The following is a 16,202-nucleotide window of genomic DNA, read 5'->3' as shown; positions in this document are numbered from 1 at the left end:
CTCGGGCGCAGCAGTCGTGGAACCGGTTGATGTGTTCTACCTGATGAATCCCGGTGGTTGGTTTTGGGGCCGCTTCGCGCCCCAGCGGGAGCAAGCTCCCTCGCCACAGCAAGCTTGCTTGCCACAGAAGCGAAATCTGGCAGAAGTTTTTCCGCTATGAAGCTGGAATATTCAGAGGCTCGGACATGAACTGAGTAATCCGCGACCGCAACCATCGCTCCGCCGGATCATTGTCGTGCACCCCGCTCCAGGCCATCGACAACTGTGCCTCATCGATGGGAAACGGCGGGTCTTCGGCCCTCAAGGCACAGCCTTCGACCAGCGCGCAGGCGGCGTAGTCGGGAACGGTAGCGATCATTTCAGTCCCGGCGAGCAACGCCCGCAACCCACTGAACTGCGGCACCCCCAACACCACCCGCCGGGTGCGTCCCACCTTGGCCAGGTCAAGATCAATGTTGCCGCTCAAATCCCCCGAGAACGACACCATCGCATGGGGCCGCTCACAGTACTCATCCAGCGTCAGTGCTCCAGGCCGGTTGTCTGCGCGCAGCACTTTGCAGGGGATGTCCCGCAGTTTCTTGCGTTTGGCATTGGCCGGCAGTTCGGTGGTGTAACTGACTCCGACCGAAATTTCCCCGGACGCCAGCAACGCCGGCATCAGCAGGTAGTTAGCCCGGCGCACCACCACAATGATCCCCGGCGCCTCCTCCCGCAGATGGCTCAACAGCGACGGAAACAAGCCGAACTCGGCGTCATCCGACAGACCAATGCGAAACACATCACAACGGGTAGCCGGATCAAACTCCCTGGCCCGGCTGACCGCCCCGGAGATGGTGTCCATCGCCGGCTGCAGCTCCTTGAGAATCGCCTGCGCCCGTGCCGTCGGCTCCATGCCGCGACCGTTGCGCAGCAACAGCGGGTCGTCGAACAGATCACGCAACCGCCCCAACGCAGCGCTCACGGCTGGCTGCCCCATAAAGAGTTTTTCGGCGACCCGGGTCAGATTCTTTTCGAACATCAGAGCCTCGAAAATCACCAGCAGGTTCATATCGACGCGGCGTAGATCGTTACGGTTCATAGGTACGGTTCCATGGTGTTTTTCCAGCCTGGCAAAGGCTTTTGGACTTTACTCAATCATGGGTTTGCGCGCGCTGTTAACCGGAGGAATTAACAACGTTTAACTCGTAAGCCAAAGCCCTGCGACCAACAATCAAGCCTTCTACGCAAACCTGTTATTCCAAAAGGGATGGTGCTGACCCACCGTGCAGTGCGCCAGCGCATTCCCACCGACCCGGACATTTGCCATGGCCCACGTTCAGCACTACGCCGCCCGCGCATCAGCCACGCAAACGCGAAAAGCCACCACTGGCGGCCTCAGCCCCTGGCGGGAAAGCCTGGTCAAGCAATTGATCCTCGAGCGCCTCAGCGAAACCCTGGAAGTCACCGAACTGGCCCGGGCCTGCGCGATGTCGCGCAGTCATTTCTCCCGCACCTTCAAGTGCAGCACGGGCCTGTCACCCCAGGACTGGATTCGTTGCCAGCGCATCGCCCGGGCCAAGCAACTGATCCAGAACACCGACATGACCCTGACGCAAATCAGCCTGGAATGCGGCTTCTGCGACCAGGCGCACTTCTGCCACATTTTCACCCGCAGCGAAGGTGTTACGCCTTTCGCCTGGCGCTGTCAGGTGATGCGATCCGCGCCGTAAGCCACCTCCTCACCTACCACTCAAATTCACGCCGAATGAAAAGCCGAGCGGTATGACCGCTCGGCTTCTCAGTCAAGGCAATTCTGGCTTCGCACATTCCCCGTAGCAGCTGCCGAAGGCGGCGTTCGATCGCGCAGCGGTCGTAAAATCAGGCGCTGTGGTGTTACAGGTTAACCGTGGTTGCATGAGTTGCGACTGCTGCGCCCGAACGCGAACCGAGCCGAACGCAGCCTTCGGCAGCTGCTACGGGCCGCGTCTTCACCTTGACATCGGGGCCAATCAGCCCTTGATGAACGCCAGCAGGTCGGCGTTGAGCTGATCCTTGTGAGTGTCGGTCAGCCCATGGGGCGCGCCAGGGTAGACGAGCAGTTTCGAGCCCTTGATCAATTTGGCCGAGGCGATGCCGGCGGCTTCGATCGGCACGATCTGGTCAGCGTCGCCATGTACCACCAGGGTCGGTACGTCGAACTTTTTCAGGTCTTCGGTGAAGTCGGTTTCGGAGAACGCCTTGATGCAGTCATAGGTGTTCTTGTGACCGGCGGTCATGCCCTGCATCCAGAACCAGTCGATCATCCCCTGAGAGGGCTTGACCCCAGGCTGGTTGAAGCCAAAGAACGGCCCGCTGGCGATGTCTTTGTACAGCTGTGAACGGTCCTCCAGGGACGCCTGACGCATACCGTCGAACACTTCCATCGGCAGGCCGCCCGGATTGGCTTCGGTCTTGAGCATCTGCGGCGGCACCGCGGAAATCAGCCCGGCCTTGGCCACGCGACCGCTGCCGTGTCGACCGATGTAGCGCGCCACCTCGCCGCCGCCGGTGGAGAAACCGAACAGCACCGCGTTTTGCAGATCCAGCAACTCGATCAACTGCGCGAGGTCGTCGGCGTAGGTGTCCATTTCATTGCCAGACCAGGGCTGGCTGGAGCGGCCGTGGCCACGGCGGTCATGGGCGATGACCCGGTAGCCCTTGGACGCCAGGAAGATCATCTGCGATTCCCAGCTGTCGGCATTCAACGGCCAGCCGTGGCTGAAGACGATGGGCTGGCCGGTGCCCCAGTCCTTGTAGTAAATCTCGGTACCGTCGCGGGTGGTGAATGTACTCATGGTGATTGCTCCTTGACTAAGGGTCGGGGTGTTGGGGTGAATCAAAACGATGAATGGCTCATTCGTTCGGCCAGGCGCGCTACCCGCTCGCCCAGGTGCGCGGCGGTGCAGCGATCTTCGGGAGGTGGCGCATGGTCCGGGGATTGCTCGACATTCGACTGGGCCATGGCCCCCAGGGAACTGCCCAGGCGATTCAATTGCCCGTCAAACATGCCAACGCTGGAGCGCGCCGGCAGCAGGTCGAGGCCGACCCAGATCATCGAGTGCTGAGCGGCGAACACGGCCATCTGCAGCAAGGTGTTGAGCTTGTCGCCGCACAGACAGCCGGAGTTGGTGAACCCGGCAGCCAACTTGTCGCGCCAGGGCTGCGCCAGGTAAAACGACGCGGTGGCCTCCATGAAGGCCTTGAACGACGCCGATGCGCTGCCCATGTACGTCGGGGCACCGAAGATGATCGCGTCGGCGCGGTGCAAGCGGTCCCAGTGCCCGTCCACTTCCTCGACCGCAATCAATTGGCAGGTACTGCCCAAGTGTCGCTCCACACCCTGAGCCACGGCTTCGGCGATAACCCGCGTATGACCATAGCCGCTGTGATAGACCACTACCACGTCGCTCATTCCGGCATCCTCCTGAAGTGTTCATCCCTTTTGCTGCACGAAGACCGGCGCCTTCGGTTGATGGACTGGAAGTAGTGTATTTTTGGGCGTAAACAGGGCGCAGGACGAGTTAAACGTTGTTAATTTTCAACGGTGCGCCAAAAGCCGCGACTCAGCCATTTGCCACCGCCGCACCCAGTAAATACAGCGCTTGCGAACGGTGCCGCAAACGCTGCATACACTGCACACGCAGGACAGTCGCTCGGTCACTGCGTTGCATTGACGAAAAAATCTGAAGAACATGCTCGAATACCGCGTGATAGAAGGACGCAAGCAGGAGTGACCCGTTGACCCTTTCCCCCGAACAGGCTGTGCATTTCGGCCCTTACCGGGTCTACCCCGGACAACGTCTGGTGCTGGAGGCCGACCAGCCGCTGCGCCTGGGTCGACGTGCCATGGACATTCTGTTGATCCTGCTGGAGCACGCCGGGAATGTGGTCAGCAAGCAGCAATTGATCGCGCGGGTCTGGCCCAAAAGCGTCGTCGAAGACATCAATCTGCGAGTGCACATCGCGGCGCTGCGCAAAGCCCTCGGCGACGGTCACGCCGGCCAGCGCTACATCGTCACCGTGGCCCAGCGTGGTTACAGCTTTGTCGCGCCATACTCGGTGCAACAGTTCGACCAGCGTCCCGTGAGCRGTGGGCACGAGCAGAGCGGCCATAACCTGCCCATTCGTCGGACTCGCATGATTGGTCGCCAGGCCTTGGTCGACAGTCTTGTGTCGCACTTGCCACACCAACGCTTCATCACCCTCGTCGGCCCTGGTGGTATCGGCAAGACCACGGTGGCACTGCGCGTCGCCGAACAACTGATCGGTCGTTACCGGGACGGTATTCGCCTGCTGGACCTGGCCCCGGTCAGCGACCCGTCGATGATCGTCCCCCACCTCGCGACGCTGCTGGACCTGTCGCTGCATGACACTGAACCGATGACCGGTCTCGCGACCTTCCTGCGCGAGCGGCAAATGCTGCTGGTCATCGACAACTGCGAGCATCTGATCGACGCCGTTGCGTTGCTCAGCGAAAGCATCTTGCGTGGCGCGCCCGATGTGAACATTCTGGCCACCAGTCGCGAGAGCCTGCGGGTCGAAGGCGAATTCGTTCAGCGCCTGGAGTCCCTGGACTGCCCACCGCCCATCACCGCACTGGACCGCGTCCAGGCCTTGAGCTTTTCGGCTGTGCAACTGTTCGTCGAACGAGCGATGGCCAGTCATGACAGTTTCGAACTGACCGATAACGAGCTGCCTCTGGCGATCGAGATTTGCCGCCGCCTGGACGGCATTCCTTTGGCGATCGAACTGGCCGCAGCGCAAGTGAACAGCCTTGGCTTGAGTGGATTGCTGACGCAACTGCAAGGCAGTTTTCGTCTGCTCACACAGGGCTGTCAGACGACGCTGGGACGGCATCAGACCCTGCGCGCAACACTCGACTGGAGCTTCGAGCTGCTGAGTACCTGCGAACAAATCTGCCTGCGCCGACTGGGTGTGTTCCGGGGCGGTTTCACGCTGGAATCGGCGGCTGCGGTGATTGCCGGCGAACACATCGAGCCCAGCGAGGTGTTTGGCTCGATCACGCAACTGGTGGCCAAGTCGCTGCTGAACGTGGAGGTCGGCGACGAGCAGGTGTTCTACCGCCTGCTCGACACCACCCGCAGTTATGCCCTGGAAAAACTCGACCAGGCCAATGATTTTCCAGACACCCTGGAGCGCCACGCCGAGTGCTGCCTGGCCTTGATGCATCAGGCCCAGAACGACTGGGAGCACATCCAGACCAATGTATGGATCGAGCGTTACGCCCGCAGTCTGGAAGACATCCGCTCGGTCCTGGACTGGGGCTTGAACGCTCAAGGGCCGCAGGCTGTGGCGATCCGACTGGCTTCGGTTTCGACGCCGCTCTGGCAGGAACTGTCGCTGCTCAAGGAACACGGCGTGTACGTGCGCAAGGCCCTGGCGCTGCTCGAATTGACGCCCGAGCCCTGCCCTCGCCTGAAAATGGCCCTCAAGCTCGCCCTCGGCAGCTCCTGCTACCACACCCAAGGCGGCACCGCCGAAACCGTCGAAGCCTTTGTGAACGCCAGAACCCTGGCTGAACACTGCAACGACGTGGTCGGTCAGCTCAGGGCCGTGTCCGGGCACATGGCGGTCAACCTCAGTTGCGGCAACTATCTAACGGCCCTGGAGCAGAGCCTGCAATTCGACCGTCTGGGTTTGCAAGGCAACGCCGCTGTGTCCCTGAGTACACACCGTTTGCAGGTGCTGGCCCTGCACTTTGCCGGGGATCAGCAACGGGCACGGGAGAATGCTGAACAAGTCATTCAGCGCATGACCCAGAGTGGACACCTCAATCGCTTCACCCACGGCTTTGGCGTCCAGTACGACCAGAGCGTCGCCGCCCTGACTATTCTCGCGCGGATCCTCTGGTTGCAGGGCCTTCCCGAAAAGGCCTGGCGCACTGCCCGTCAGGCGTTGGACATTGCGATCCAGATCGACCACGGCACGTCCATCTGCTACACGCTGGCATTGTCCGGTTGCCTGATCGCCCACTACAACGGCGACACTCGAACTGCCCGAGAACTCTTGCGCCTGCTGCTCGAACAAACACAAAAACATTCGGTGCCGCTGTTCTACAACTGGGCCCAGCACTATGCGCAGGTGATCGATGGCAATAACGCACACTCGAACCCGCAACCCGGCGCGGGGCTGATCAAGGAAATCATGGTCACCCTGGATACCGGCTTCGTCGATGACGCACTGCTGGCACGGGCCGAAAACGGCGCTGCGGGTTGGAGCACGGCGGAAATCCTTCGGGCCGGAGCCGATGCTCTGCTTGCAGAAAACAGCCAAAGTGCAGCCGAGACCGTGCTGCTCAAAGCGCTGGCAGTGGCAAAAGCCCAGGGTGCTCTGGCGTGGGAGCTGCGCACTGCCACCTCACTGGCCGAGCTTTGGCAGCGTCAAGGCCGCCTCCAACAAGCCCATGACCTGCTGGCGCCAATCTACAACCGCTTCACCGAAGGCTTTGCCACACCAGACCTAAGCAAAGTCCGCCGTCTGCTCGACGAGCTGCAACGACACCGGCCGTCCTGAACCCCAGCGTGCCTGGCTGTTGTAGCGGGCATAACGCATTTCAAACACTCGCAGCAGTCCGCTCAGTCCAAGCTTTTCCAGTACGTAAGTGCGGGTAGTGTTGAGAAACCGGTAACGGGTCACGCCATTGCTGTGTTCAACCGACAACAGTGATTTCAGCACCAGCCGCTCCATCACCTCCACCAGACTGATAGGCCGCAGCACCGCACAACTGATGACGCCGATGGCTGCGTCCAGAGTAAAGGCTGTTTTGAACACCGCCAGCCCCAGCAGCACGGTCTGCTCCAGCGGGCTCAGCCGCTGGTAGCTCCAGTCCAGCGCGGCCTTGAGCGTCTGATGCCGTGGCACGGCAGTGCGCCGGCCTTGGGTCAGCAGTTGAAAACAGTTGTCCAGTTGTGCTCGCAGCCCAACCAGTGCCAGCGCATCGATCTGCGCCGCGGCGAGTTCGATCGCCAGGGGCAGGCCGTCGAGGCGCCGACAGATTTCCCGCACAGCCTTGAGGTCCTGTTCACGCAGGGCAAACCCTTGTTGGCGGGCACGGGCACAGCTGACAAACAGTTGCACCGCCGAGTAGCTCATAACCTCGCTGACACTCTGCAGCGTCGACATCGGCGGCACCGCCAGGGCTGGCAATCGCTGGACCGTTTCCCTCTCCGCCCGCAGCGGTTCGCGGCTGGTGACCAGGATCGATAACCGTGGTGCCGAAACCAATAGACCCTCCACCAGCGAACGGCAACGTTCGAGCTCGTGCTCGCAATTGTCGAGCACCAGCAATGCATGCCGTGGCGCCAGTGCATCCACGCCAACGTCCAGTTCAAGGGTCTGGCTCAGACAATCGACGAGCCGCGCGGGGTCATCGATTGCCGCCAGATCAACGATCCAGACACCATCGCGATAGTGCTGCAACAGCAGTTCGGCCACGCGCAAGGCCACCGTGGTCTTGCCAATGCCTGCAGGGCCGACCAAGGTCATGAAACGGCGAACCGGCAACTGCCGGACCAGACTGCCAACGATCGAATCTCGGCCGACCACTGGCGTGATCCGTGTCGGCAGGTTGTGCCGGGGCTGCTGAACAGTCTCGATCGAAACCTGCATCCCGTCCGATTCGCACTGCACTGGGGCGATGAAGCTATAACCGCGCTGGGGAATATTAACGATGTAGCACCGCCCGTTCTGGCCGTCACCGAGGGTCCGGCGTAGCGCAGCGATGTGCACGCGCAGGTTGATCTCCTCGACCACCGAAGTCGGCCAGACGTGGGCAATCAGTTCGTCCTTGCTGACCACACTGCCCGCGCGCTCGACCAGTACCTGGAGGATATCCAGTGCCCGCCCGCCCATACGCAGCGGCCGATCACCTTCCAGTATCAGCCGTTGACGAGTGTGAAACACATACGGGCCGAACCGCAGCACCGCACTGCTATTTAAATCTCTGAGTCTGTTCATGCACATTCATGTGCTGAAAACCTGGCCCGGCTCAAGGTACTGCATCATCCGTTGCGCGAGTTCGCCCAGGCTCCCGCACCTCCGCTGCCAAGAGTCCACGAGTATCTTGGCAGGCATGGGTGACGGTACAACGGCGATGGTGGGAGCGTCACGGCCATTGCGGTGCGCAGGACGGACAAGAAGACTCTAACTGAACTGTTCGCGGTACTGGGCGGGGGTCAGCCCCAGTTTTTCACTGAACAGAAAACGCATGTGCCGCACACTGCCGAAGCCGCTCTTGTAGGCGACGGTCTTGAGCGGCAAGTCACCGGTTTCCAGCAGGTTCCTGGCGCAATCGATACGCGCGCTTTGCAGAAACTCCATGGGTGTCATGTTCACTTCCCGGGCAAACACCCGGGCGAAATGCCGCGCACTCATGTTCACCAGGCTGGCCATGCGTTCGACGCTGAAGGCTTCATCAAGGTGTTCGAGCACATGGTTCTGCACCCGGGTCACAGGCGTTTCCTGGGGTGCCACCGCAGCCATCAATGGGCTGAACTGTGCCTGTCCGCCCTGGCGTTTCATCACCACCAGCAATACCTTGGCCACGTCCTGGGCGATTTTCTTGCCGTGATCCTGAGCGACCACCGCCAGTGCCAGGTCGATGCCAGCGGTGACCCCGCCAGAGCTGATCAGGTTGCGATCCTCGACGTAAATCTGATCGGTCTTCACCGTCGCCTTGGGGAAGGCTCGAATCAACCGCTCCGTGTAATGCCAGTGAGTCGTCACCCGATAACCGTCCAGCAAACCGGCATGCCCCAATATGAACGCCCCCGTGCAGATCGAGCCATAACCGGCCGACCGACTGACGGCGCCCCGTAGCCAGTCGAGCAACGGTGGATGTTTTTCGTTGTAGGCCCCGGGGCCGCCCGGTACCAACAACAGGTCATAGCCCTCGCACGCCTGATCGATATGCACATCGGCCTGAACGCTGACACCGTTGGAAGCTCGCAGCAAGCCGTGCTCGGTGCCGATCATCGACAGCTGATAACGGTCACCCGGCTCCAGATAACGGTTGGCGATGGAAAACACCTCCATGGGCCCGGCCATATCAAGCAGGAGAAAGTCTGGAAACAGCACCATTGCCACGGTTTTCATGGGTTGGAAATCACTGATATCAAAGAAGTAGGAAACGTAGTGTCAGCACTGAACATTATGGCCATTTGTAACAACAAGAATACATGAACCCGCTCACATAACTGTCAACCTGATCGAGACAGTATTTCAATTTCCATCTACTTATTGCACTCACCGGTAAACATTAACCTTCTCCTCACTCGGACGAACTCTCGTCCCAAACAGGAGATTTCATCATGCTGACCCTTCGCAAAGCCTCTGATCGCGGTGCGGCCAATCACGGTTGGTTGAAGTCGTTCCATACCTTTTCCTTTGCCAACTACCGCAATCCGCGGGAGCAGGGTTTTTCCGACCTGCTGGTGATCAACGATGACCGCGTGGCAGCCGGCAAAGGCTTTGGCCAACACCCACACCGGGACATGGAGATTTTCTCCTATGTGCTCGAGGGTGCCCTGGAACACAAGGACACTTTAGGCACAGGTTCGGTGATCCGCCCCGGCGACGTGCAATTGATGAGCGCCGGCAGCGGCGTGGCTCACAGTGAATACAATCACTCGGCGACCCGGCCGGTGCACTTCCTGCAAATCTGGATCGTACCGGACGTCAGCGGCGCCAAACCGCGTTATCAGCAAGAGCACTTCAGCACGCAGAAGAAACGCGGTCGCCTGCAACTGATCATCTCCCCCGATGGGGCCAACGGTTCGCTGCGGGTGCGTCAGGATGCCCGGGTCTATGCCGGCCTCATCGACGGCAAGGAAAGCGCCAGCCTCACGCTCGCCGCCAATCGCTACGCCTATGTGCATGTAGCCCGGGGCAAGGTCGAACTCAACGGCGTGCAGTTGCAGGAAGGTGATGGTGTGCGGGTTCGCGATGAACAGGCGTTGACCTTGAGCAACGGCGTGGATGCCGAAGTGCTGGTGTTCGATTTGCGTCCGCAAGAGCTGCCAGAAATGCCTTGACCGGTACTGGCCCGGGGGCTTGCGCCCCCGGGCTGGATTGGCAGGCGAAGGCTTGGACAGGTCGGGCGCCGCAAGCGCAGGAATCACATCGCCGCAGCCGCCTTTTCAATCAGTCGGGCTACCGGCTCCGGATTTGAAACCATCACGACATGGGAAGCCCCTTTAACGACTTTCACCACTTTGGCCTCGGCTCGCTTGGCCATGAATGCCATGGCCTGCGGTGGGATGTTCTTGTCCTTGTCGCCATAGATGTACCAGGACGGAATATGCTTCCAGGCCGGTGCACCTGACTGCTCGTTCAGCGCCGCTTCAGTGACCGGACGCTGAGTCGCCGCCATCAATGCCGCTTGCGCGGCGGGGACGTCAGCCGCGAATTGGTCGTGGAACTTATCCTGCTGGATGTACAAGTCCTTGCCGCCATCAGCCAGCGCGACGGGCGCCGCAAGGGTTGGGCCGAGGGTACTTCCCGGGAATTTTCCGGCTAGCCCGGCGACGGTTTCACCCGCCTCGGGCGCGAAGGCGCTGACATAAACCAGCGCCTTTACATTGGCCCGGTCATTGGCCGCTTCACTGATGACGTTGCCGCCGTAGGAGTGGCCGACCAGCACGACGGGCGACTTGATGCCAGCCAGCAATGCCGAAACAGCAGCGCCGTCGCCCTTCACACTGCGCAATGGATTGGCGGCAGCCACAACGGGATAGCCATCCTTCTCGAGGATCTTCACCACACCATTCCAGCTCGACGCATCGGCAAAGGCACCGTGCACGAGAACGACCGTAGGCTTTTCAGTTTGCGCCGATGCGTTGGTACCGATGATCAGGCTGGCGGTGCAGGCCAGAGCTGCCATTACTTTTTTCATTGGAAACTCCTTGGGTGATTGGACTATGGAGCGAATCGGGTGAAGACGAAGTCGTGGTTCTGCACTCGCGCCTGGTGGCAGGCGAAGCAGGTCTGGTGCTGTGCCTCATCGGCGGGTTTGCCGTTGATAAAGCGACCAAAACCCCAGCCGCCGGTTGATGCATATTTCCTCGAGTCCTTGACCATGACCTGAACGGTAGTGGCCGCGCCAGGAATGGAGGCCGGCTCGAACTCCGGGGACTGGACGTGTTTCCAGGCGAGCTTCACCAGCACCGTGCCGTCAGGGAACGGCAGCGTTGAATCCTGATAGGCCTTGATCGCCAGATCATTGCCCAGGACCGCTCGAAGTTCGTCCAGGGGTGCCGCTTCCTGCGCCGGCGCTATCAGCGCCCATTGGCGATAGCCATCGGGAAGCTTCACGCCGTAGATCGGTGAAGCGTCGCCGCTACCGGCGTCGCCCAGGGCTACTCCGGTAGCACTCAACACAACCGATGCCACGGCAGCGGACAACACGGCCAGATGCTTGAGCTTCATCGCTGCTCTCCCCTTCTGGCCATCAGAGATGATCGGCGTCGATCACTGCCTGGGCGAAGGCTTGTGGGGCCTCCTGCGGCAAGTTGTGGCCGATACCGCCATTGATCAATCGATACTCATATTTGCCGGTGAAGCGCTTGGCATAGGCCTCGGCAGGTGGATGCGGCGCACCGTTGGCATCGCCCTCAAGGGTGATGGTCGGCACGCTGATGGATGGGAAGGCCGCCAGTTTCTTCTCCAGCTTGTCGTATTTTGATTCGCCCTTGATCAGGCCCAGGCGCCAGCGATAGTTGAAGATGGATACGGCGACGTGATCGGGATTTTGCAAAGCGGCGGCGCTTCGGTCATAGGTGGTGTCGTCGAAGTTCCACTTTGGCGACGCCAGTTTCCAGATCAGCTTGGCGAAGTCGTGGGTGTTTTTTTCATAGCCCAGACGGCCGCGCTCTGTCGCAAAGTAGAACTGATACCACCACTGCAACTCGGCGGCAGGTGGCAGCGGTGTCTTGCCGGCCTCCTGGCTACCGATCAGGTAGCCACTCACCGCAACCAGCGCCTTCACCCGCTCCGGCCATAAGGCCGCGACGATATCGGCCGTGCGCGCGCCCCAGTCATACCCGCCGAGTACGGCCTGGTTGATTTTCAGCGCATCCATGAAGTCGATCAGATCGCTTGCAAGTGCAGCAGGCTGGCCGTTGCGAATGGTCTTGGCAGAAAGAAAACGCGTATCGCCATAACCACGCGCATACGGAATCAGCACTCGATAGCCCTTCTGCGCCAGCGCCGGCGCCACGTCGGCGTAGCTGTGAATATCGTAAGGCCAACCGTGCAGCAGGATGACCACCGGCCCATCGGCAGGGCCGACTTCGGCGTAGGCAACATCCAGCAGACCGGCCTTGACATGCTTCAATGGGCCGAACGAAGTGTTACTTCCCGGCGTAATGGTGCCGATGGTGCCGGCCGGCACATCAGCGGCGTTCGCCTGCGCCGAGGCCACACTCAAAGCGCCCAGCTGCATCAATGCGATCGCCAGAACAGATGGCGCGAGCAGACGCCGATGGCGCGGTGCGGGTTTGTGGTTCAACAGGGTGGTGTCCATGGTGAGTCTCCCTTGCGAATGGCGGGTTAGCAGTTCCGGGTTTTGTAATCGATTGGTAAGTGTTTAGCGGGTGGCCTGAGCGCCGGTGTTTTGCGCAGACGCACGCAACGGACGGAATGCCTCACGTAATTCTTCGCTGAATAATTGAGGCTGCTCCCAGGCAGCGAAGTGGCCGCCCCTGTTGACTTCGCTGAAGTAGGAGAGCGATGGATAGGCACGCTCTGCCCAGGCTTTCGGCGCGCGGTAGATTTCGTGCGGGAACACGGTGATCGCCACCGGGACCTTGATGTCAGCAGTCTTTTGCGCCGCGGCGCTGAAGTTATTGTTGTTGTTCTCCCAATAGAAACGGGAGGACGACGCGCCGGTGTCAGTCAGCCAATACAGGCTGATGTCGTCGAGCATCTCATCGCGGCTCAGCACACGTTCAGGCTTGCCGTCACTGTCGGTCCAGGCTGCGAATTTTTCGTACATCCAGGCCGCCGTGCCGGAGGGCGAGTCGGCCAGCAGATAGCCGATAGTCTGCGGCCGGGTCACCATCATCGCGCCGTAGGCTGCATTGCGGCCGAAGAAACTACTCAGCGAGTTGTAGGCCGTGCGTTCCGGATCGGTCAGACCGGCCGGTGCCGGATCGCCACTATTGATCGGCTTCACCAGCTCCGGCGGTACGGTAGCCGGCATGTTCAAATGAATACCAAGTAAACCCGCAGGCGCCAGGCGACCCAGTGCGTCGGAAATCACCGAGCCATGATCGCCGCCCTGGGACACGTAATGGGTGTAGCCCAGTCGCTTCATCAGCACATCCCAAGCCTTCGCCACCCGGTCAGGCCCCCAGCCCAATTCAGTCGGTTTGCCGGAAAAACCATGGCCGGGAATCGACGGAATCACCACGTCAAATGAGTCTTCCGCACGCCCGCCGTAAGCGGTCGGATCGGTCAGCGGGCCGATGGTTTTCAGAAATTCGAATTGCGAACCGGGCCAGCCGTGGGTGAGGATCAACGGCATGGCGTTGGGATTACGCGAGCGCACATGGATGAACTGGATGTCGACACCATCGATGGTGGTCATGAACTCCGGCAAAGCATTGAGCCTGGCCTCGGCCTTGCGCCAGTCGTAACCGTTGCCCCAGTACTTCACCAGTTCCTGCACCTGTGCCCGTTGCACACCTTGGGAAACGTCGTCGACAGTCTCTTTGTCAGGCCAGCGGGTGTCTGCGATGCGTTTGCGCAGGTCGGTCAGGCGCGCTTCATCAACATGAATGCGGTATGGGCGAATGGCCTCCGATGTAGCCGATGCAGCGCTGGCGGACACATTGTCGGCAGCCGTGGTGGCTGCCCATGCGCCACTGCTGCCAGCCAGCAGAGCGAGACCGAACACGTGAACCCTGGCGGATGAAGCCAGGCAACGGCGCCTGGCGGAAACGGACGAAACTGCAAGCATGATAAAACTCCTTTTTAGTCAGTGGCCTATAGGCGCGGCGATCGTTGCCTGCCCTGCACAACCTTGCATCAACTGCCTTGGCCGCAGTCCTGGGCAAGGGTGCCGTAATCCAGAGACTGGATCTTGCCGAGCGAGTCGAGGTAAGTCATACGAGTCGCCACGACGCCACAGCCCGAGGACGGTGCTTCATTGACCGACAGCACTTTGGCGATATCCAGGTGATCGCCGTACATGTAGCTGTGGGATTTGACGCTGTCTTGGGCGTTGGCCGCTGCGGCGCCAAGGCTGAGTACGGCAAACAATGAAGCGAGGCTGAGGTTCTTCCAGTTCATGACGATATCTCCAGACGTTGAGTGGTCCAGCGAGACGGCTTGTGCTGTCTCGGTGGAGCTCATTTGACGCCGACCAGGTATCCCGTATGTGTCAGTAACGGCCCACAAAAGAAACAGTCCGTATCGGCATGTGGCCTGGATACACAGAGATACATTTGTGTCAGAAGGAGTGGAGAGCAAATGGCAGTGGTTTCGAGTGAAACCTGCAGGAACGAAAAAAAGAGGCAAAAGCCTCTTTTTTCAATCTGTCTTTTATTGCTTGGGGAGGGAAACGAGACATGCGGTTTTTAGCGCTATTCAGCTTTCATACTCATCTCCGGGCTCAACGTTCCTAACCAAGCGACAAGACACACTATGATGACGGCCATTGAGAACTCAAACGTCATGCTACGCCGCAAAGCCTTGACCGCAACTGAATACTCTCCATGTCGAACTGATCGCTCCAATAGCGGGCTTAGATGAAAACGATTAAGCATGGCCAGTACGATCATTCCGGAAAACAGCAGGACTTTCAGGAACAACAATATTCCATAAGTGCTCAGCATCACCTCATCGAGGGTTGGACCTACGATAAACAGGTAATTCACTACGCCGGTGATGCTCAGGACCACTACGATCACCGCGCCAGCCGATTCAAATCCAGTCAGTACCCGAGCAAGCATTCGCGCCTCTTGCTCGCCCTTCAGTGATTTCAAACGCAGCAGTAGAGCGAACGCCGCGAGAGCACCCAACCAACCACCTGCAGCTAAAAGATGGAAGATATCGCTGATGAAATGCCAATAACGACGGCTACCTTCATCCATAGCACCATGTCCTGTCCATGCCAGGGTGGCCAGTGCAATGGCTCCACATGCGGTGACGATCCAGAGGCTGAGTGTCGGGAGGCGCTTATTCAATGCGACGCCAATAATTGCCATCACCAGAGCAGCTATTCGGACCATCCAGGTCAACCCGACGTCAGTCCCCATGAGGACCATTTGAAAAATAGGGTGATGCAGCTCCATAAACCCCGACACACCGCTCATTGCTTTCGCAAGCAACAACATGGCGGCCAGGGACAGGGCGACACCTGCAACAGAAGTACCATAAAGAAGCGACTCAAAATTCAAGGCCGTGCCCGATACTCTTTCCTTTCCCCTGAGGCTGTACAAACCAAAAACTGCCAATCCGAATAACAGCATCAGGTCGAAATAAAGAGCAAAACGAACCACGATGTTTATTGAGTCGCTCATGAATCATTTCACTTTGAAAGAAAAGTTGCCGGTCATCGGGTGAGTGTCCGAAGAGACGGCACGCCATTCGACTTTGTAAGTGCCCGTGGTCAATGGTGATGCGGGCGTAATAACCATCGTTTTCGGATCACTGCCACCCGCGACGCCGGCCTTAACGCCCATTGGAGAGTTCGGCATGCCAGGCATATCGGTCATGATCAGTTTTGCACCGGAGAACTGAGTCGTGAGGTTCTCGGAAAAGTGCAGTTCAATTTTCGAAGGGGCCGCTGCGGCCGAACTTTCTGCTGGAGTGGAGGAAAGAAGTTTTGGATGTGCTTGAGCAACTGCACTCAGAAGCAAACCAGCGGTCAGTACAGCCGCTACGGTGGTGGTTTTAAGGAATGACATGCAAGACTCCTCACAGCATGAGCTGTTGGTTCGAGGTTTGGTGGGGGGAAGAACCAGTTTTTATTTCTTGATTGTTGTTAAAACCACAGACGAATACTCAGCGTATTCCACGTCCTGGTAAGTACTGAACACGGGGAACTTGGCCAAGACGCCAGCGTTATAGTGCGACTACACGATGCCACATGAACGCGGGCCGTGCGATTACATTTCAGTCAGCTTTGGAGTGGCTCTTTGCCCTGAATAAGGACTTCCCAG

General features: G+C 59.4%; 15 protein-coding genes. 3 read left to right on the top strand and 12 right to left on the bottom strand.

Annotation, left to right across the window (positions count from 1 at the left end; all coding sequences use genetic code 11):
* Positions 1-154: 154 nt before the first annotated feature.
* Positions 155-1,078 (bottom strand): LysR substrate-binding domain-containing protein, encoded by a 924-nt coding sequence (locus tag AC1DIH_RS12725; RefSeq protein WP_477771923.1) that lies wholly within the window; start codon positions 1,076-1,078, stop codon positions 155-157.
* 226 nt (positions 1,079-1,304) lie between these two features.
* Between AC1DIH_RS12725 and AC1DIH_RS12720 the strand changes: the two genes are divergently transcribed.
* Entirely contained in the window at positions 1,305-1,709 is a 405-nt protein-coding gene (locus AC1DIH_RS12720; RefSeq protein ID WP_477771922.1) for a helix-turn-helix domain-containing protein, read from the top strand.
* A 279-nt stretch (positions 1,710-1,988) separates the two neighbouring features.
* On the opposite strand, the gene AC1DIH_RS12715 is transcribed toward AC1DIH_RS12720, so the two are convergent.
* Positions 1,989-2,813, bottom strand: coding sequence for an alpha/beta fold hydrolase (locus tag AC1DIH_RS12715; protein ID WP_477771921.1), 825 nt, complete (start codon positions 2,811-2,813; stop codon positions 1,989-1,991).
* A 41-nt stretch (positions 2,814-2,854) separates the two neighbouring features.
* The gene (locus AC1DIH_RS12710; RefSeq protein WP_477771920.1) at positions 2,855-3,430 is read right to left on the bottom strand and encodes a flavodoxin family protein; all 576 of its coding nucleotides are present in this window, start codon (positions 3,428-3,430) and stop codon (positions 2,855-2,857) included.
* A 326-nt stretch (positions 3,431-3,756) separates the two neighbouring features.
* Between AC1DIH_RS12710 and AC1DIH_RS12705 the strand changes: the two genes are divergently transcribed.
* A complete protein-coding gene (locus tag AC1DIH_RS12705; protein ID WP_477771919.1) occupies positions 3,757-6,552 on the top strand; it encodes an ATP-binding protein in 2,796 nt (931 codons plus the stop codon).
* On the opposite strand, the gene AC1DIH_RS12700 is transcribed toward AC1DIH_RS12705, so the two are convergent.
* Positions 6,499-7,995, bottom strand: coding sequence for an ATP-binding protein (locus tag AC1DIH_RS12700; RefSeq protein ID WP_477771918.1), 1,497 nt, complete (start codon positions 7,993-7,995; stop codon positions 6,499-6,501). The two genes, AC1DIH_RS12705 and AC1DIH_RS12700, sit on opposite strands and share 54 nt — an antisense overlap.
* A 186-nt stretch (positions 7,996-8,181) precedes the next feature.
* Positions 8,182-9,132, bottom strand: coding sequence for a GlxA family transcriptional regulator (locus tag AC1DIH_RS12695; RefSeq protein WP_477771917.1), 951 nt, complete (start codon positions 9,130-9,132; stop codon positions 8,182-8,184).
* 215 nt (positions 9,133-9,347) lie between these two features.
* Here AC1DIH_RS12695 and AC1DIH_RS12690 point away from each other — a divergent pair, with 215 nt between their 5' ends.
* Positions 9,348-10,070, top strand: coding sequence for a pirin family protein (locus AC1DIH_RS12690; RefSeq protein ID WP_477771916.1), 723 nt, complete (start codon positions 9,348-9,350; stop codon positions 10,068-10,070).
* Between the two features lie 83 nt (positions 10,071-10,153).
* On the opposite strand, the gene AC1DIH_RS12685 is transcribed toward AC1DIH_RS12690, so the two are convergent.
* The 7 genes from AC1DIH_RS12685 to copC all read right to left on the bottom strand — a co-directional run bounded on the left by AC1DIH_RS12685 (position 10,154) and on the right by copC (position 15,947).
* Entirely contained in the window at positions 10,154-10,930 is a 777-nt protein-coding gene (locus AC1DIH_RS12685) for an alpha/beta fold hydrolase (RefSeq protein ID WP_477771915.1), read from the bottom strand.
* A 23-nt stretch (positions 10,931-10,953) separates the two neighbouring features.
* Complete coding sequence (locus AC1DIH_RS12680) at positions 10,954-11,463, bottom strand: cytochrome P460 family protein (protein ID WP_477771914.1); 510 nt, start codon at positions 11,461-11,463, stop codon at positions 10,954-10,956.
* 22 nt (positions 11,464-11,485) lie between these two features.
* Positions 11,486-12,559, bottom strand: coding sequence for an alpha/beta fold hydrolase (locus AC1DIH_RS12675; protein WP_477771913.1), 1,074 nt, complete (start codon positions 12,557-12,559; stop codon positions 11,486-11,488).
* Positions 12,560-12,622: 63 nt separating this feature from the next.
* Positions 12,623-13,996 carry an epoxide hydrolase family protein gene (locus AC1DIH_RS12670; RefSeq protein WP_477771912.1) on the bottom strand — a complete coding sequence of 458 codons (1,374 nt, stop codon included), beginning with the start codon at positions 13,994-13,996 and terminating at the stop codon, positions 12,623-12,625.
* Between the two features lie 68 nt (positions 13,997-14,064).
* Entirely contained in the window at positions 14,065-14,328 is a 264-nt protein-coding gene (locus AC1DIH_RS12665) for a DUF2790 domain-containing protein (RefSeq protein ID WP_477771911.1), read from the bottom strand.
* Between the two features lie 293 nt (positions 14,329-14,621).
* On the bottom strand, positions 14,622-15,560 hold the full coding sequence (gene copD / locus AC1DIH_RS12660; RefSeq protein ID WP_477771910.1) for a copper homeostasis membrane protein CopD: 939 nt from the start codon (positions 15,558-15,560) through the stop codon (positions 14,622-14,624).
* 3 nt (positions 15,561-15,563) lie between these two features.
* Positions 15,564-15,947, bottom strand: a complete 384-nt coding sequence (gene copC / locus AC1DIH_RS12655; protein ID WP_477771909.1) for a copper homeostasis periplasmic binding protein CopC — start codon at positions 15,945-15,947, stop codon at positions 15,564-15,566.
* Between the last annotated feature and the right edge of the window lie 255 nt (positions 15,948-16,202).

Source organism: Pseudomonas sp. 05N36, assembly GCF_056397385.1.
Note: the sequence above shows the minus strand (reverse complement) of the source record. Positions and strands in the feature narration are given on the sequence as shown.